This is a genomic window from Sphingobium sp. AP50 (assembly GCF_900109095.1).
Taxonomy (GTDB): domain Bacteria; phylum Pseudomonadota; class Alphaproteobacteria; order Sphingomonadales; family Sphingomonadaceae; genus Sphingobium.
On record NZ_FNYZ01000018.1, the window covers coordinates 1 to 19,196 of the forward strand.

A 19,196-nucleotide genomic window follows, 5' to 3' on the forward strand; every position below is an offset into this window, starting at 1 on the left:
CCACATGATGGCTTCCAAGGTTGGTGTCGCAACCCCTCGGAATCATATCGAAACCCGATCGTCCACCATTACGAGACCGTTCTGACACAGCCTCTTAGCTGGACTTTGTACGTTTTGCGTCAGGTCCAGGTCCAGAAGATGCTGTTGTTGGCGATGTGGTCCAGGGCCTGATCGAGGGGTAAGACGCATCCGCCCATGTCGTCTATGTCTTCCCATTGTCGCCGGTATGACCAGTAGCCGAGCCTGACTTCGTCGCGCGTGCCGACAGGCTTCAGGCGGGCGATCGGCGCCTCGGTTTCCAGCAGATAGAGATGGTAGGCGCCTTTGTCCTCGTACCAACCCACGCCGCCGCCGTTAGCGGCGTCGAACGTTTCGATACGCAGAATGATTTCGTCGTCTTTCATGGTGCATCCATAGCTGCCGTCAGGTCACAGCGTATCCGATTCACCTCGCCGCATGGCAACCGCCCAGGCGTTGCAACGTGCTTCAGTTAGGATTCGAAGCATGGGATGTTGGACCAGAACAAGGCCGTTATCGGCGATCCCGTTCCCCAGATTCTGCGCCAATGGCTGCAGACGTGGCGTCCCTGCTTTACTGCACCCAGTTGGGAGCATGTGCTTGTTCTCGTCATGGGCGGCCTGCTGGCCACGGGCAAGCGCACTGTTACTTCTTGCCTGCGTGTGACCGGCAGGGCCCAAGCCGTCAACTTCGCATCCTACCACCAGATCCTGAGCCGCGCCCGCTGGAGCTCCCGTGCCGTTGCCAGGCGACTGCTTGGCATCATCGTCGAACGGCTCGTGCCCGATGGCCCTGTTGTCATTGGCATGGACGACACTATCGAGCGGCGATGGGGGCGCCGGATCAACGCTCGCGGTATTTATCGCGACCCGGTTCGCTCCAGTCACGGCCATTTCGTTAAGGCCAGTGGGCTGCGATGGCTCAGCTTCATGGTCCTCACCCCGGTGTCATGGACCAGCCTGATCAAGGCGCTGCCGATCCTGACGCTGCTTGCTCCTTCGGAACGATCCAACCTTCGACGCGGCTGTCGTCACAAGTTGCTGACGGACTGGGCACGCCAGGGCGCACTGCAACTGTCTCGCTGGCTACCAGATCGTCGGATCATCTTCGTCGGCGACAGTAGTTTTGCCGTCCACGAATTGGCCCATGCCATTACGCCTCGGGCAACGCTCATCAGCCGGCTACGGTTGGATGCCAGCCTGTTTGCGCCGCCTGCGAGGCGAACAAAACGCACGATGGGACGGCCGGCGCAAAAAGGGCCAGCGTTGCCAAAACTCAAGACCCTACTCGCCAACCCGGCGACGCGCTGGACAAAGATCATCGTCTCTGCGTGGTATGGCCATGTCAACGGCAAGGCGCTCGATATCACATCCGATATCGCCTTGTGGTACAGACCCGGCACCCCGGTATTGCCGGTCCGATGGGTACTGGTCCGCGATCCCGGCGGAAAGCGCGATCCGCAAGCCTTCTTCAGTACCGACATCACCCTCGAGCCCGCCGACATCATCGCCCTCTACGTCCGCCGATGGCAGATCGAGGTCACATTCGCCGAAACGCGCGCCCACCTGGGTGTCGAAACGCAGCGCCAGTGGACCGACAACGCCATAGCGCGAACCACTCCGGCGCTGCTGGGACTCTACAGCCTCATATCTCTATGGGCCTGCGATCTGCTTGCCACTACCAACATCCCCTACGCTGCTGCCTGGTATCGAAAAACCAGTCTCACGTTCAGTGACGCTATCGCTGCCGTCCGCCTTCAGCTCTGGGTCGGCGACATTAATCAACGCTCCCCGCCGCACCGAGAACCGCACTATATTCCCACATCCCGCCTGGAACGTATGGCTCAAGCTCTATGCTTCGCTACCTGATCGTACAAAGTCGAGCTTAGACCGCTTGTACCACCCGGAAGCGAGCCTCGCGGTTCGCGTACTCTCCATCTGTTCACGCCGGAAACCGAGAACTCGACACATTATTTTTTTGTAAGCGGGATGGACCGGCAAGCAACAACGCCCGACGTAGCTGAAAAATTCCGCGCCGCTCTGGAGGCGGTCTTTTTAAATGAGGATAAACCGATGATTGATGCCCAGCAGCGTCGGATCGGCACAAACACCGATATTATGGATCGTCGCCCAGCTTTGCTACCAATTGATCGAGCACCTGCCCTGGCTCGCCGATGCCTCCAACGCCTCATAGAAAAAGAGGGTGGCGTTCGACGCGGCGCGCCAGCGCATATATCAGGGTGCGTCAATTGAGGACATACAAAGCTATTGCGGGAAAACACTTATGTGCTGGGTGGGTTGCAGGCGGCTTGCCCGACGTGAGAATGGGCTCATTCAAATTGACTCGCTTTTCATTCTACGCCGATGAGTTGGAGATGGCCTTGAAAAGGTCCGTTGCCATTCTACGAAGGGGAGAAAAAATGAGTCAAGAACTTACGGCCACTGACATGATCTGGGAGGATTGAAGCGGAGCTGCGACTTCAAGGTGCGAATTTCGGTGCCAACTCACGCTTCTGCTGATCGGCATATATCGCCTGCCGTCCCAATCCTGAGATGACAACGATCTAACTCATCGTACCGTCCATGAAAGATTAATCTGGTACCTCCGCCAACGATGTAGGCTCCGCCGGGGCGGCATTGTTGCAGTCGCGCCTGTAGGCGGTCGTATGTTTGTAGGCGTCCATCCGCGCCCTCATTATCGACCCGAGCGGGCGGTGAGCCTCCAGCGCATGTGCCGGGTTGAATGCCAGCCGATCATCAAAATATGCCTGACGCGCTACCGAGAAGGCCTGCTGACGCGGCAGGATCAATGTCGCGACTTTCCTATAGGGACTCTCGGCTTCAGACCAAGCAACGCTGGCATCTTCGATTGGCATATTGGAAAGATTTGTACAAAGCTGCACCTTCACATCATAAACCGCCTCAAAGGTCTGAAAATAGCTCTCGGTAACATGGCGGAATGTCTCGTCATCCTTTACATCAACATTCTGCTCACCAGCATTCTCCAAGGTGTCGTTCGAGGGGAATACCGCCAGTTTGACGATGTAGTCTCCGTATCGGATCGGCGCTTGGCTGTAGTAAGGGTCGCTGACCGGGTGGCGCGGAGGACGTCCAATAAATTTAAGGTTAGCGCTTTCCAGACCCACCGCTTCAAGAGCCGCTTCGATACCTCTCGCGATCCGCGAACCTGCGATGATCCCGCCTTCAGAGACGCGGGGCGATTGGGCACCTGTCAATCGGAACAACTTTAGGAAGCTCTTCGCGTCCGCTGCATTAAACACCGGGTCGACCGCCAGAACAAAGTCTTGCGTGCTTTTCTCGTCGCTTTCTTCGACATGCGCGCCTTCAACGCCAAGCAGCTTGATTGACATGCCTCGCTGCCCGGAGGCCTTGTCGGACAATTTTTCTGGGGGGCCCGGGGCGTAGCGGACTAGCGCTTCGTAGGTTGAGCCTCTAGCGAATAGGCCTTGAGCGAGCTCGACAGGAAGTTCACGCTCGACGATCAATCGCCCTTTCACTAAGCCGACCGCCTTGGCATGCGTACCTTTCATGGCCATACCGTGCTTTGCTCGAACGAGCGCGGACAAATCCAGCATCACGCGACGTATTTCGCTGATCGTATGGGCTTCATCTTCAGCAATCGTTTCGATATCGGGACGGTAGCGTACAAACGTCATGCAATATTCCTTGAACGCGGCCGCGGGAGAGGTCGGGTGACGCGCGGCTTGGTGATATGATTCCGCCAGCAATCTTCTAAGCCAGCTCCGATATCCAACGCTTTGCGCGGCCATAATATCCTGTGTTTGATGGACGCCTATCTTATTTGTGCGGGGGATCAACAGCATGTGGCGCGTGTGATCGGTATCGCTCCGGTGAGGCTTGCGATTACCCATAAGTTTCGAGCCCCACGCCGATTTGAATGTCGGCAAGTCGACGTAGGCCGCGCCAGACGACAGTGTTACCTGGGGGCGGGTCTGAAGATCTTGCGAGATAACCGCCGAGACGGGCCAGTTTGGTGAGATAGAGCTGGATCGTGCCCCTCTTTGCTCGGCGATTTCCGCTATCGCCAACAAGACGATCAAGGATGTTGATTTCCGATGTGGTGAACGCGATTGCCGGACTGGCGTCTGGTGCGGCGCGAGCCATCATGGTCATCCATAATACACGCCAGCTGACGATGCAGAAGAGCGCCACTAGGTTGGCAAGCCGATCGGCCGTGCGCAGCCTGGCGTCTTCGGCACGGCATCCAGACTTCAGGACCTTGTGGAAGACTTCGATCTTCCAGCGCATGGGGTACCAGCGGATTTTCTCGATCGCCTCTTCCAGACTGCTAACCTCCAGATCGGTAACCAGCTTCCACAGGACTGGCTTTCGACCCGGCGGAGCGCCGACTTCCGAAGCATGGATCACCGTCAGATCGAGTGCCGGGTACCGCTTCTGCTTCCCGATCGGCGGGCGGACGAGGATCCGTTTATACTGGATGTCGAGGGTTACCTGCTCGACGGTATCGTTGTCGCCCCGGACTTCGATGCTGTGCGTACCGGCGCTCGGTTCTTCGCGCATTTCGCTCTTTACGGTGTGATCGCCGTTGCCTGCCAATCGGTCAACGACGGTGCGGACGACGAAGTGCGTTCCTAGGTCCTTGGCGAGGCAGTAGAGTTCGTAGATGTCGCTTTCCCGATCACCCACGTGGACACAGCGGTCGGGCTGTCCCAGCAAAGTCATCGATTGACGCAGATTGTCCAGCCAGCGCACGCTCTCTTTTGCTTCTATCGGAACCCGGGTCGGATTGATCTTACGCTTGAGTTGACCAGTGCCCTTGAACTTGTCGCGGTTCCAAAACTTTACCGCAGCAAGCCCCAAAGGTAGACCGTCCTCAGTCACGACCAGGCTCGAATGCATCAGTATTCCACAAACCGTGTGGTGACGGAGTCGGCCAGCCTTATCGCGACCGCTGTTGACGCTCTTGGTAAAACCGACAGCATGTGAATTGCGGCGCTGATATGTGAACTCCGTCGTATCCTGGAGCACCAAGATGGGACCATCCGTCACCGCGAAACGCTGTCTGGTCGCATCAAAGTGGCCGGCCAGGATATCCCCTTCTTCAACCTTGGGGTTGGAAAAGAACCGATATGCTGCCTTGGTGCTTGCCCAGTCCTGACATGCCAGGGGAATCGTTCCTCCCATTCGGTCACTCAGTCGACAAAGCAGATCTCCGCACCGGCGCCCAAGACGCGCGTCACTGAACGCACTCTCATCGATCTCGCAGTGGGACCAATGCTCTTCCAGAGAGGGCAGTTTTTCGCCTTTGGTCTGCACAGGGCACCTCACGAACACACCATGGTGCTCGTGAATGAATCATAAGCGACTCATCCGATTCAACAATTTTCAACAACGACTTGATAAGTGATTCAAATACTTATGGGTAATCGTAAGCTTCACCGAATGCTTACTGTGATCGCAACGGCGAAAGCCGCCTAGACGCTCAGCTTCGAAAGTGCGCGGCGAGACAGATGATCATTGTCGATACTCCTGTCGAGCGGACAAATCTGAAATAGGTAGCAGGCGCTATTTCGAAGCTGCACTACATTTCGAAGCTGCGCTACGCCCGAGATGTATGTCGATCCTAAAGATCATCCGTCAGGACGAAGCTTCAGGCGACAGCTTTACGATCAGCCAGCGCTTCAAGAGATTTACCTTCATGACGGGGCGCCCATATCGCTCCGATGACGCCACTTGCCGCGAGAAACGCCACCAATATCCATGCAAGAGTATGAAAGTCGTAGGAACTCAACATCGGGACGAAGAAACTCCACACGCCCAACACGATGCGTACCACGGCAAAACAGAAGCCTTGGGCCGTGCTTCTCACCAAGGTCGGGAAAAACTCAGCGCTCCACAGTTGGAAAAAGCTTTGTGCCCCGAAACCAGAAGCGGACGAAATGAGGAGCAGATATGTTGTCGCGCTAGCAAGATTGAAAGGAAGTACCGCCAAAATGAGCATGGCTGCGACATGCATGAGTGCGGCGATGGAGAATAAAAGACGCTGGTTCATCACGTCCGCGTAGCGCATGAAAACGAGGTAGATGGAGAGTATGCCCGTAAAGGATCCGGCGGTCTGGACAGCGACGCTGACAAATTGGGTCTGATCGCCGACCGTCCGAAGAATGTAAGGAAAGAAAAAGCCGTTGGTTCCAGCCCAGAGGTTCCAGAATCCATACACCCCTATCAGAAAAATCATGGACGAGAGATAGGGTGGTTTAAACAGATCCTTACACCCGACCCCAGCCCCGCTCACTCGGGCGGCTCTCGCCTCCTCCCACCTACTCGACTCTCGCATCCTTGAACGAAGAAATGTCAAAGCAAGGGCAATGATCGCTAGATGGGCAAATACGATCCGAACGCCTACAACACCCAGCGGTGCTAGAGCCAACGAACTGACCAAAACAATGGTCGAACCCAGGAACCAGAGGATCTGAGCCAGGCCGCAATGCTTTCCTCTAGCGCGATCAGGCGCCAGTTCGGCGATGAGCGACCATGAGGCTGGAACATCGGCCCCCACAGCTAAACCTACTATGATAAAGCCAACAATGAGCATCCAGGGAGCGGCGGCGAAAACCAAAAGAAGCATGCCGAACGCATAGAACAACATATCGAACTGATAGATCGTCTTACGACCGTAGCGATCACAGAGAATACCACCTATGATCGCTCCGATGCCTGCGGAGATCGCATTTGCGCTAAATGCTGCAATGAGTCCGACAGCGACGTGAGAAAGCCCGAACTCTTCTTTCCAGAGGGCAAGAGCCGTAGCGCCTGCGACGATGCTCCCGGCGTCTATGTAGTTGGCGAGGCCAGCAAGAATGGTATCTCGCCAGTTATCCCTGGACTCCAAAGTCATACCCCTTCCTGTAACCTTCAAGGTTCAACCTTGCTGATCGAGGAAGATCGTGTGGGTTCCTGAGTCAAGCAATACCGATGAAGGCTCGAGCATTTCGTAGCCGGGCGGTGTGATGAACGAGCCCGTGGCACCTGGAGGAACATCGATATGAACAACACACTGCTTGGCGGTCTTTTTCCATTCGATCCGCGTTAATCCATAAGGGCTTTGGACAGAAGCGCGAGCGGACATCAGCGCCCCCCCCAATTGTGGAGCAAAGATGGTGTGCCCGTAGGCTGGCACCATTTCGTCCGCCGCAATCCCCGCAACGGAATTGTAAAGCCATGCGCTCACGGCGCCGTAAGCATAGTGATTGTAGGAAATCATCGTGGCACCCTGAGCCGTGCTCATATCGCCACGATGGAGGGACCCGTCCTCCCGAACCGCGTCCCACCGTTCCCACATCGTAGTTGCGCCACGGTCGACTTGATAGAGCCAACCTGGACAGTCGCGATTTAGGAGCAAGGCAAAAGCAGCTTCAGTCTGTGACGTCCGTGTAAGCGCAGGCAGTATAAGCGGTGTCCCAAGAAAGCCGGTAGCGACCCTGTTCCCATTTTGTTCGACTAGCTCGGCAAGCTTGGTCCCAATTGACAGGTGCAGCTTCTCTGGCGCTATGTTGAACATTATCGAGATGGCGCAACCGGTCTGCGAATTTAAAACCTGCTCCGACCAGCGGGTCCAAGCCGCCTGAGAGACTTGCTTGCTTCGAAGTGCATAAACCTTTGCATCTTCATCAAATCCAATAAGCGCAGCTACTTGAGCCAGTCGGCCAGCGCTGAAGGAGAGAAAAGCGGTGGCAATGAAGTCGCTATCGGTTGTCGCCTTGTGGGGCTGATCCGATGGGGCGCCCGGATCAAGCCAATCGCCGAGTTGAAAATCTCCAGTCCAACAGCCTGTTAGATCCCGTCTGCTTAACCCATAATCAACCCAGCGTTTCATACTGCCATATTGGCGGCGCAACACGGACATATCACCGTATGCAGTGTAGAGCATCCACGGGACCAGCGTCGCGGCGTCGCCCCATCCTACGCCGCCATATTCGAAATGGTGACCCTGGATCACATTAGGAACTGTCGCGGGCACACAGCCGTCATGCCGCTGCTCAAGCTCGAGATCCTTCAACCAGCTGGCAAGAAAGGTGCGACAGTTTGCGTTGAGACATGCCGTCTCGGCGAAAACCTGAATGTCTCCTGTCCACCCTAGCCGTTCATCGCGCTGTGGACAGTCAGTAGGCAGCGCGAGAAAATTGCCTCGTTGGGACCAGACTGTATTGTGGAAGAGTTTATTGACAGCTGGATCTGAGCATTCAAAATCACCACGATAATCTAACGCAGTCCCTGCGACGATAACTTCGATCGCAACGATCTTAACCCCTGGAGAGATCTCAAGCTCGGCGTGACGAAAGCCGTGAAATGTGAACAGCGGAAACAGCGTGGCTTCTCCTGTCCCATTGAGAATAAAATGATCCGTCGCCTTGGCATTTCGAAGAGGTGCGGTGTGCAGACGCCCTTCATCATCGAGCAGCTCGGCATGGCGGACAGTGATTGTTGCGTCAGCAGGTCCATCAACGCGGATCGATAGAAAGCCAGATAGATTCTGCCCTGCATCGATGCGGATTAGGTCGCCGTCGTGAACGACTGTAGCTGGCGGAAAGCGCTTTACAATTTGAACGCCGGGAAAGGTCCGCGCCTCAAGGACCATCGGTAAGTCCAAGGTGGCGACCTCTTCCCAGTCGCTGTCGTCGAATTTAGGCATTCGCCAGCCACGCGGTTCCGCGCGAAGATCAAGCTTGCACCCATCATACAGCTCTGCCTGCTTCAATCCTCCGTAACCACCACGCCAGCTTCTGTCTGTGGCGATAGTAAGCCGCCTGCCAGCGACTGTTTCGATCTCGAGCTGAGCGAGTAATGCGGTCGTATCGCCATATATAGCCCGACGCTTCATCCAGGCCAGTTCCCCTCGCCACCACCCGTCGCCGACTGCACTTGAGATAGCATTATCTCCCTGTGCGATGAGAGCTGTAACGTCATAAGATGAGAACAGATGTCGACCAGGATAAACTGTCCAGCCTGGCTCAAGCAAATCTTCGCTTACAGATCTGCCGTTGATATGAATGTCGTGGATACCAAGTGCTGTGACGTACAGGCGCGCCTTCACGCATTCTTCGTCGAGCGTAAATTCGCGGCGCAGGTACGGAACGGATGAGCGCTCCACTCTCCGCTGGTTGGACAGGGGCGTGATCGGTTGAGCCACCCAGTCTTCATGCGTCAATAAACTGGCTTCCACCCGGGCCGGATTGCTCCAGCTTGTCCAGCCAAGATCTGTATGCACTCGCACCCGCCACCAGCGAATTTCGCGGCTCCTGAGGGCCTTAGCAGGCCATGGGGCGAGATAGGGCATTCCGGTTTCGACGAAGCCGGATTCCTCAACTGACCGCGTGAACATGACATCCTTGGCCACCTGCAATTCGTAGCCGCTTTGCAAGGCTCCAGGGCGTTGACTTATTAAGCGCCACGACAAGCGAGGCTCTGCAAGGCCACACCCAATAAGGCCTGAATCGTCTTCGGTTGCAAGATCAGAGAGCCGGACGCTTGGGTCTCGCGGGCCGTCAACCTCAACCAAAGCGTGAGCCCGCCGCAGAGCCTTGGTTGCGCCGGTAAAGGTTTCCCCAAGGGATGGTTTCGAGGCGTTCATTTCTTGCCGATCAGTTCGACCGGGCCAAGAAGGCCAGAAGGGAGCAAGGGGGAGTCAGCTTTATAAGGATTGAAAGTCGCAAAAGCAGGCCGCCCCGAGAACCCAGGCTGTGCGTCGCCAATCAATCGATTGGGCCACAGATTTGCGACCCTCACTTCAAGCACATTACGACCAGCGCGGGCGCATTTGCTGATATCAATGGAGAAGGGCGCCTTCCAGACTGTCCCAGCGATGCAGCCGTTGATCCTAATTTCGGCAAGGTTTTTTACCGAGCCAAGTTCAAGGATCCATCTCGTTGCTCGCCTCTTCCAATCGAAGGGAAGCATGAAACTGTTTTGGTAGCGCGCCGTTCCACTGAAATAACGAATAGCCGGGTCGTTGCTAACGCTCCAGGAGTTCAGCGCCTTTGATGTGATGCTACGCGCGCCATTTCCAAAGGCAGCTGGGAATTCAATTTTCCAAGGCGTCGCCAGGGCGATCCTAGAAACGTCGCGCATGGGAGCGACTATGCGAGACGCCTCGTTTGATTGACCTTTGAAAACTACGAAAACTGCGTCATGGGGTTGCAGGCTCAACGGCACCATGGTCCGTCCATCCGCCATCTGATAGGATAAGGGTTCGGCCGAACCGTCTTCGGCTCGCCAAAGTTCGGCGGCCTTTCCTTCAACGCGGAACGATATTTTTGTTTCTATAGCCTCTCCGCCCGGGTTTGAAATGAAGTAGATATCTTCATTTGCTGCTGAGCGATGTACAAATGCAAGCTGGCTGGCATTCCGCTCGAAAATGACGTCAGGCGTGATGCCATGTGCGATAGCCGCCAACTCAATCGTTGGGTATATCGACCTTGATGACCAGATGGATTTTACGAGTCCGTCGAACTCGTCGCGATTGTCGACCATGGTAGGTGAGGTCTTCGGTGCAACACCAACAAGAGCCCCACCCCCTGCAACGAACGATGCTATCTTGCGGAGCACAGGCACGGTGATCTGCTGAACCGCCGGATCGATGACCAATATTTGGTATTGCGCGCCTGAAGGGGCAGAAAGTACACCGTCTTTGGTCGAAAGCAGGGACCGCAACGCATCGCCGTTCACGAAATCGAACGCGAACCCAGAAGGAATGATTGGCTGACGCCCATTGAAAGCGGCAGTGATGTTGTCGTCTTCGCCATAAAAATAGGCAATATCACCAGCAAAACGGCCCTGCTGAAGCAGGAAGCCGGAACGACCAAGATATTCAACCCATGGCCGCGCCATGGCTGCCCAAGTCTCCTTCCGTGTAAACCATTGTCCAAACGGCCCCAGACCAATGCCAGGCCCTGCACGATCGATCGGTTGATGAACCGACGTATGAATAACAAAGCGATTAACACCGTTCGCCATCATGCTGTCGGCTGTCGATTTCAATACTTCCGGCGGAAAGGCGTAGGCAGGCATGACGGCCGTAAAGGATTCGGCCGCAACGATATTTTGCCCATAAAGATGGGCAACTGAGGCGCTTTCAAGGATATCTGGCAGATATCTGGACTGTGGGCCGTGGTCCCCTGCCCATGTCGCGCCCATCGGCACGTCGGCGGTTTTCTTTACTTCCATCCCGTCACCGACGAAGGCCCGTGATCCCTCGTGGGACTCTCCATAGCGGATCATGCCCAGCGCGTGTACCGCGTTGGTCAGCGTTCCGTAATGGGCGTCAGCAATCAGGTCCGACAGCGTGCGGCGGAAATCCCAAAGGAACGCGTCGCTCTTCTGACTGTTAGTGACCACATATCCCGCCAGAACGGGGAGCCATGGATGCGGATCATAGCCACGCCGCGTCTGAAACTGATCGAGAATATCGTCGGTCCAGTTGGCCGAGAGAGCTTCATAGCTATCATTCAGCATCGCGGCGATGCCAGCCTCACCCAGTTTTTCCTGACCTAGCGCACGCTGATAATTGGAAAGATAAGTCTTGGTATATTCGGAAACATGACGCGCGTTGAGCTTGTCAACCTCAAGTCCGGTTCCTTCCGGTGAGGCAGGGTTATTCATCTTACCCGTCAACGACCATCCAAAGCGAACGATCCGCCATCGACCCTTCGGCGCAACCCAGTCCAACGTGCCGTCCGGCCGCAGCTTGTCCGAAACATTGACCACGTCGTGAGGCGAAATAACCTCAGCGGCCGCATAATCAGGAGTCGCGAAATCCTGAAGACCTGACGCCGGCGAAAATCCTGCCTTATCCTCAAACCGGTTGACGCGGGCCCCTGAGATGAATTTAAATTCCATGACCTTGAGGGAAGCTGGCGGCTCTTGCGGACGGTCGAACGTCGCTATAGCTACGGGTCCAAATCGGCGCTCGAGAACTAGGCGGAAGTGTTTTGCGGTTGTAGACGGAAATGCGATTGTTTGCTGTATATTTCCCCGGGGCGGTAGCGCCGCAATCGTCCGGTAAGACTTCCCATCGTCGCTCGCCTCGATGTGCCCGATCGGCCATGGTGGAAGCAAGGGACCGACACGGGCTCCTGGCTCGAGGGCAATTTGCAACGCACGCAGCGTCTGCGGCCGCTCGAAACTCGCTTCGATCCAGACATTGTCCTTGTCCTCGAAAGGCAATTCGACCGCGTCGGTAAGATCGCCATCGTCTAACGCTGCAGCATCGATTGCGCTTGATGCAGTGATCGCCATCGCGCCTTCTTGCTCGGCGGCAGGAATGCGGTACGCAACCACCGCAGCGTCACGATAAAGGCTGGGAAGGACCGGTCGATGGTCGCTTGAAGGTTCGGTTCCTCCACCAGGAACATTTTGAAAAAGGCCTGTTACTGATGGCGGCATGGGCAGCGGCTGCTCGATGCGACCGCGTTCCACGATCGTCTCGCTCCAGACCATCTTCTTCATAGCCTGCTCGGGACGTACCCAAGGCCCCCCCGTTTCGCTCCAGCCAGACGAACTCGCGATCGTGAACTCAAGCTTGTCGGCCTTCGCGCGTGCAACCGCGTGCCGGAACGCATCCTGCCAAATCGAACTCATATAGGGCAGGCGCTGGTCCACCACCGCTGGTGTATCAAGCGACCCATCAAAATTCTGGACCCCGCCAACACCGGCACCTTTGAGCCAAGAAAGATCCTTGTCGATCCCATCCTTGGTCACATTTCCGTTCATCCAATGCCACCACACACGCGGTCTGGCGCTCGAAGGCGGATTTTGGAAATCACTAAGGAGGGCATCGGGCCCTGCTTTTACCGTCTCCGCAGACTGGGCGGGAACGTCGCGCGCATTGCCAGGGCTCGCAATCAGCGCGATTGCACCGACGAAACCCAGTTTTCTCGTACCTTTGCGCATGCGATTATCCTCGATCCTCCATCGCTTCATGCCTAACAGTGAATGGTCGGCACCTTATCAGGTCACATTGATCTTGAAGCGACCCGGACCATGCAGGACTTTCTTTCCGCTCTCCGCCACAATGCCTTTAGGCAAGATAAGCGTGCCCTGGCTGCCTTTCCAAGAAATCTCAATCGGCCCCGCAGGCGTCGGAATGCAACCTTCCACATTTTGCAGTCCGCATCGCTGCGGGGCCACTCGGCACCGAGCGTAGCCCGGTGACAGAGGTTCAACACCTAGAATGCCCTGCGACAGGGCCATCACAGGCGCAGCGCCAGCCCAGGCGTGGCACAGGCTGGCCGCATATTTACGGTCGTACATGCCAAGTTGCTGGTCGGCCGATTTCTTGGCGTCAATGTCCTCGAAAAATCTCCGATATCCCGCCTTGATAAGCGGCAACCAGGCAGCCTTAAGCCGACCTACCGCGTCCGCTGCGCGGCCTGCTTTGGCATAGGCGCTCAGCTCGACGACCTGACTTAAACTGTATCTCGTTGGTCGCTTCGACCCGTCATTGAGAAAGTCAATCAACCGATCATATTCATCGGGTTCTGCGATATCGAATGCGATCGCAAAACATTGCGCAAAAGAGGTGAATCCAGTGTCGAGTTTACCGTCGCGATCATATCCATTGCAAAACAGCCCCTCGACCGGACGATAGAACTCCCGCCGGATCGTGATCTTTAGCTTCTTTGCGATAGTGTCATAGCGTTGGTGAGCGGCCTGATCGCCCCATGCCTCCGCAAGACGCGCACCCGCTGCGAATGCCCCCACCAGAAGCATCTGGGCATAGGCAGGAGCACCATGCGCATCGGGGCCTCCGTCCTTGGGTGCTGACCAGTCCGGAAAGAAGCCATAGGGTTCGACGCGCCGCGCATTTACAATGCCATGCTCGTCTTGAAGACTGATCAGGAAGGCGAGCATGTCCTCAATACGAGGCCGAAACAGGCGAGCAAAGCTATTATCTCCACGTACCATCCATTCCCGCTCGAAACCCACTAGGCTATACATCGGCGAATCAAGGATACCAACATCGCCAGCGTCCGGGTGCTCAGGCAGCGTCTCGGCAACGAGAGTTTGCCTCGACAGATCCTTGTCGAAGAAAACTCGTTCGAACGCCTCCAGTGTCAGCGGACCGTCATGCCAAATAAGGCCATCGCGACGTATGCCATCGAGATAAAAATCGTGCATGTTCGACCGGAGCGTCGCGACCGCGACGCTCCAGATTGCGTTCAGGTCGGTATCGTTAGATTGGAACCGGCCCTTTTCTTCCACCGGAGCCCGCCGTGCGTCGAAACGAAGCCGTGATATAGAGGCCTTGCCTGTGGTAGAAAATCGAACATAGCGTAGCGCACGTTCCGGAAAAGCTATAGCTTGACGTGTCTGACCAAGGGATATCGCTTCAAGAGCATATTGTTCGAACCAGCGGAGATCTGGATCGCTCACTTCGTCAACCGACTCCCCTACCTGGACGCACAGAGAACCTTCACCGGTCACATCGAAGCGCAGAGAGCCTAGTTCGGTTTCCTGGAAGTCCACGATAAGGTCATTGCTGGTCTCAACCGCATAAGCAGATTGAGCGGGTCCCTCTGGCTTTATTACTCGGACGACTGGCAGGGTAATTGTTTCGTCGCGATCAGTGTCTGGCAGCACAGCTGGATCGCTGTAATCAAAGGTCTCGGCAGGAACCCAATTTTCACCATCCAGGCTTGCCTCCCAGCCCATATTAGTCGAGAATTGTTCGCCTGCCAGGAAGAAGCAAGGCATAGTTTGGGAAAAATCGATATGCACGATGATGTCGGCCTTTCCCGACGCGAGTGTCCCCCGCCTGCCCGTCACGTCGCCTGTCTGCCCGCCGACATTGACCCGGATCCGAGCAACTGGCCCAGTCCAGCGCAATTGCAGGTCGCGATTTGCCGTACCGATCTTGCGAAAATAAGCTTCCGTTTGCGGTTGACGAAAATTCGCCGGATAGCCGACATTCGTACACCGCTCCATGGCAAGCTTCATGCGACGCAGGTGCCGCCAAGCCGCTAATTGTCCGGGATAGGCGATCCATCGAGGTGCCTGTTCGTCTGGATGCATCGCATTAGACGTTGCCATAGCCGAAGCGGATGAGGAGAGGCCTAAGATCGCAGCTCCGCTCTTGATTGCCTGCCGACGATCTAATTTCATGTTAGCACTTTCTAAAACTGAAGATCCGTCATCTTCAACAATACGTTTCAGGCCTCGACAGGAAGCCCACTCAAGTTAAACCGGAGTGGCTTGATCGAAGCGGGGCCAGGCGGACAATGAGAAAAAGGGGGCATGCCTCGCATGCCCCCCCAGTTTGCCCGTGATCAATATTTCACGCGAACTCCAAGCTGAAGCAATCGACCCAAGGGAGAGGCGTAGGTCGGCTGATTCTGTACGGTCAGACCGTTGCTTGAAATGAGTTGCGGGGGATCACGGTCGAAAAGGTTAATAGCTGACAACTGAAGCTCGATTCCGCTGTCGGCACGACCGAGCTTAACCAGTTCATAATTCAACGTCGCATCAACAGTCGTCCATCCCTTGACCCGCTGAACCGGCGTCGCAGATGGGTTGTTGTACGGGCCTATATAGTTGATGAAAAGGTTGCCGTTGAATGGTCCCGCTTGAGCACCGAGGTTGCCCCGCAAACGCCAGCGCGGATTGGCGAGCTTCAGATTATCGACGAACACGCCGCCAGGAGCCGCCTGGGTCTCGTTATTCAGATAATAGCTGCCATTAATGCCAATCCGGCCTTCGACAGAGCCAAGCCGCTTGTCATAGTTCATCTGGAAATCGAGACCCGACACATTTTGGGCGCCCAGATTGTTACGACGCAGATCAATGAGCACGTTGGTGGTGCCGGGCGCGTAAAGGGTACCCTCCACCCGCATGCTGCCAATGGCCGAGGCAATTTGGGTGTCAGTCGGATTGAGGACATAGAATTGGGATAGCGCGGAATTGGTGAACGCACCCGACGCGATCGTGATAAGATTTTTATACTTGATGTTGAAGTATGTGACGCTGGCACGGAAGCCGGGCAAAGCGGCTGGCTTCAAGTCAGCACCCAGAGAATAGGTCGTTGCCTTTTCGGCCTGCAGGTTGGGGTTGCCACCAGCAAGATATACTACGTTATACTGCTGAACCGGCGACACTGGCGTGAAGAAATTGGGCGAGTAACCTGTAAAGGTCTGAGCACGGCTATCAACAGCCTGCAGGTCGGCCAGGCTGGGCGCATGGAACGACTTGCTGAAGTTACCGCGGAAGGTCAGGCCCTCGACCGGTTCCCACTCAGCGCCAACCTTAGGATTGGTCGAACTACCAAAATCATTATAACTGTCGTGACGCAACGAAGCGGTGAGAACCAGGCGCCGAAGACCGGTGGTCGCATTGTCATCACCAAAGATCGGTACAAAGATTTCGCCATAGGCTGACTTTACTGTACGATCTGCTTGAGCAGTAATCACCGTCGGCGCCGAAGCACGCCCGACCAGATTAATGCCATCGTACGTCTCGCCCCGGATTTCTGCACCTAATGCTACTCGCAGATCACCGCCTGGCAGCGTGAATAGCTTGCCATCGACAGTGCCGACGACCTGGTAGAGCTCCTGCTTGGACCCTGGGTTGTTGATATAGTCGAAGATCGACGCGAGTGTTGCCGCGCTGGTTTGACCGGTAAATGGATCAAAGGCTGTACTGGTCGTAGTCCCGGCTGCGGCGGCCGATAGCGCGGTCTCATTAATGCCTTCCTGCCGGACTTTCGTATCGCTATAACCCCAGTTGGCAAAGACACGAGCGTGCCAATTGTCAGTGAGATTGATGTCTGCGCCACCACTGACGCCGAAATATTCGACCTTCTGATAGTCGTGGCGGAAGCGCCCAAGCTCGTTACGAAACGAATATAGCACCGTTTCCGAGGTAGAACCAGCCACCGGGCTGCGAAAGAAGGGATTGGACGATGTGATCGTGAACGCGGAAGGCGTTACCTGCTGCGCACGGAGATCGGTCTCGATGTGACCATAATTTGCGTCGATAAATAGATCGACATCGTCAGTGACACGGTGATGGAAATTCGCAATTCCCGACCAGCGCTTGGACTTAGGAATGATGTCTGTATCGTCGGTGTTGTCGTAGAGTGATGGACCAGTCGTGAACCCAGTGCCGTTCCATGCATAGGGCTGGCCGGCCACATTGACCGTTGGGGGATTGTTGTTTTGCGACCGGGCATCGACCCCGCCGAACGGGCGGAAGTCGTTTGTAACAAAATCGCGCTCGTCACCCAGAAGCGCGTTGTTTTCGGTATACTGCACGCCGAATAGGAGCGAGCCGCCTTCCCATGTTTTGCCGGCTACCACACTGGCTGTCTTTTGGTCATAACCATCTGCAAACGCGTAATTGGCGGTAGCATCAATGCCATCCAGGTCGCGACGCAGAATGAAATTCAACACGCCTGCGACTGCATCAGAACCATAGGTCGATGACGCGCCATCCGTCAGGACTTCCACGCGCGAAAGAGCAGCGAAGGGAATGGCGGACGGGTCTGCAACTGTGCCGATCGTACCCACGCCAACGAGACGGTGACCATTAACAAGACTAAGCGTAGCGCTCGAGGGCAAACCGCGCAGCGATGGGGCTGTCGTGGGATTGGAGCCGCCCGCCGTATTGACCGGCACCGAGGAGAAGCTGTTCAACTGAGGTATGGTTGCAAGGAGCGATGAAGTCGACTGCGCGCCAGTTGCGCGGATCTGCTCTTCATTCAATTGCACAAGCTGCGAACCAACGGGCGCTACGCCGCGGATGCTGGTGCCCGTAACGACGATTTCCTCAATCGGCTGGTCATCAGGCTGCGGCGTAGCATCTTGCGCCATAGCGATGCATGATACTGAACACGTCATCACTGCAGCAACAGCAAGTGTCGCGCGACTGACGGATACCGACAAAATATTAGAACGCGGAATCATGAACCTCTCTCCCAACCAATCAGCCTGATTAATGCACAGGTCCAAAGGCGTGCCGACTGATCGGCAAAACCTAATCCCTTTGGCCACAGCCATTGCTGCGGCCGATCCTGCACATTTGCAGCTCAGTGCCGAGGTGAACCGTGCGATGGCTATGCCGTATCGCCGGTTCTTGTGTCTGCCTGTTCGAATTAGCGGAGAATAAAGCTGTTCCGCTACAAGGCTTTTTCCGACCGACTAGCAGTTTTTTTCCGACGCTTCTAAGCCGCGAATCGCGAAGCCCAGTCATCTGCTTCCCGAGCGCCGATATGGCCGAGAGTTCTCATTTTACGGCGATATTCAGTCGGGGACAAACCCTTCATCTCCATGAAATGGCGGTCGAAGTGCGAGGAATGCTGGTAGCCGCAGTCGAGCCCGACATTTGTGATAGTGGCATCAGTATGCACGAGAAGTCGACAGGCCTCCGTGATCCGGGCTAACTTCACCATGCTTCCGAAAGTACGTCCAGTGTTTGCACGGATGAACTTGCTGAAAGCTACCGCAGTCATCCCAATCTTCTGGGCTATTTCAGCTTGAGAGACAACGCCACGGAAGCGCGTATCGATATAGTGCTGGACTTGATTCAGCCGCTCGATAAGTCGCTGATCGACGACGACATTACGGCGATATTCAGGCGTGATAAGCTTCGTACGCGGCAGATGCGTCAAAGCTTCAAGTATCTCGGCAAGCTTGAGCAAGCGCGCCATTCCTGAAAGAGCGAGAAGCCTTCTCATATGATCACCCACCAAGTCGTGGGCCGCTGGGGCAAAGATCACTGCCATCCGAGCGTCTTCGATCAGAGACTTGATGTCAGCCGCCTCAGGGATCTCGAGAAACCCTTCTCCAAGGCATTGGAGATCAAACTGGACGGTGATATGCTCTGCACCAATACCATCGGGACCAGCTGTGTCATTGCGCGAACAATGCGGCAGATCAGGTCCGTAAAGGACGACCTCATTAGGTACGTAGGGCTGGATGCAATCGCCGACATAGCGTGTTCCTCGACTGCGCATGACCCAACTCAGTTCAAACTGAGGATGGAAATGCCAAGGATGTTGTGTGGAGAGGTCATCGCAGATCCGGTGCACGCAACGGAATGAGCTTCCGTCATCGGCAACAACCCGTTCATATTGTGGATCCTGCATAACCTCTCCCTCCATTTCCCCTTTTGTTATTGAGGGGATTT

11 protein-coding genes are annotated in these 19,196 nt (G+C 55.7%); 2 read left to right on the forward strand and 9 right to left on the reverse strand.

The window, feature by feature from the left end:
• Positions 1-119: 119 nt before the first annotated feature.
• The gene (locus tag BMY84_RS22305; protein ID WP_093086707.1) at positions 120-404 is read right to left on the reverse strand and encodes a hypothetical protein; all 285 of its coding nucleotides are present in this window, start codon (positions 402-404) and stop codon (positions 120-122) included.
• A 105-nt stretch (positions 405-509) separates the two neighbouring features.
• On the opposite strand from BMY84_RS22305, the gene BMY84_RS22310 reads away from it, so the two are divergent.
• Entirely contained in the window at positions 510-1,886 is a 1,377-nt protein-coding gene (locus BMY84_RS22310) for an IS701 family transposase (RefSeq protein WP_093086708.1), read from the forward strand.
• Between the two features lie 69 nt (positions 1,887-1,955).
• Positions 1,956-2,270: a hypothetical protein gene (locus BMY84_RS30575; protein WP_371262441.1), complete on the forward strand. Its 315-nt coding sequence runs from the start codon at positions 1,956-1,958 to the stop codon at positions 2,268-2,270.
• 338 nt (positions 2,271-2,608) lie between these two features.
• Here BMY84_RS30575 and BMY84_RS22315 read toward each other — a convergent pair whose 3' ends face one another.
• The 8 genes from BMY84_RS22315 to BMY84_RS22350 all read right to left on the reverse strand — a co-directional run bounded on the left by BMY84_RS22315 (position 2,609) and on the right by BMY84_RS22350 (position 19,155).
• The gene (locus BMY84_RS22315; RefSeq protein WP_093086710.1) at positions 2,609-3,694 is read right to left on the reverse strand and encodes a catalase family protein; all 1,086 of its coding nucleotides are present in this window, start codon (positions 3,692-3,694) and stop codon (positions 2,609-2,611) included.
• Between the two features lie 208 nt (positions 3,695-3,902).
• A complete protein-coding gene (locus tag BMY84_RS22320; RefSeq protein WP_218147007.1) occupies positions 3,903-5,354 on the reverse strand; it encodes an IS4 family transposase in 1,452 nt (483 codons plus the stop codon).
• A gap of 316 nt (positions 5,355-5,670) precedes the next feature.
• On the reverse strand, positions 5,671-6,918 hold the full coding sequence (locus tag BMY84_RS22325) for an MFS transporter (protein ID WP_093086711.1): 1,248 nt from the start codon (positions 6,916-6,918) through the stop codon (positions 5,671-5,673).
• Positions 6,919-6,942: 24 nt separating this feature from the next.
• Positions 6,943-9,441: an alpha-L-rhamnosidase gene (locus BMY84_RS22330; RefSeq protein ID WP_218147008.1), complete on the reverse strand. Its 2,499-nt coding sequence runs from the start codon at positions 9,439-9,441 to the stop codon at positions 6,943-6,945.
• Between the two features lie 206 nt (positions 9,442-9,647).
• A complete protein-coding gene (locus BMY84_RS22335) occupies positions 9,648-12,968 on the reverse strand; it encodes a glycosyl hydrolase (protein ID WP_177204125.1) in 3,321 nt (1,106 codons plus the stop codon).
• A gap of 57 nt (positions 12,969-13,025) precedes the next feature.
• Positions 13,026-15,179: an alpha-L-rhamnosidase C-terminal domain-containing protein gene (locus BMY84_RS22340; RefSeq protein WP_093086716.1), complete on the reverse strand. Its 2,154-nt coding sequence runs from the start codon at positions 15,177-15,179 to the stop codon at positions 13,026-13,028.
• A 164-nt stretch (positions 15,180-15,343) separates the two neighbouring features.
• Positions 15,344-17,974 carry a TonB-dependent receptor plug domain-containing protein gene (locus BMY84_RS22345; RefSeq protein WP_177204126.1) on the reverse strand — a complete coding sequence of 877 codons (2,631 nt, stop codon included), beginning with the start codon at positions 17,972-17,974 and terminating at the stop codon, positions 15,344-15,346.
• A 257-nt stretch (positions 17,975-18,231) separates the two neighbouring features.
• Positions 18,232-19,155: an AraC family transcriptional regulator gene (locus BMY84_RS22350; RefSeq protein WP_177204127.1), complete on the reverse strand. Its 924-nt coding sequence runs from the start codon at positions 19,153-19,155 to the stop codon at positions 18,232-18,234.
• Positions 19,156-19,196 lie beyond the last annotated feature (41 nt).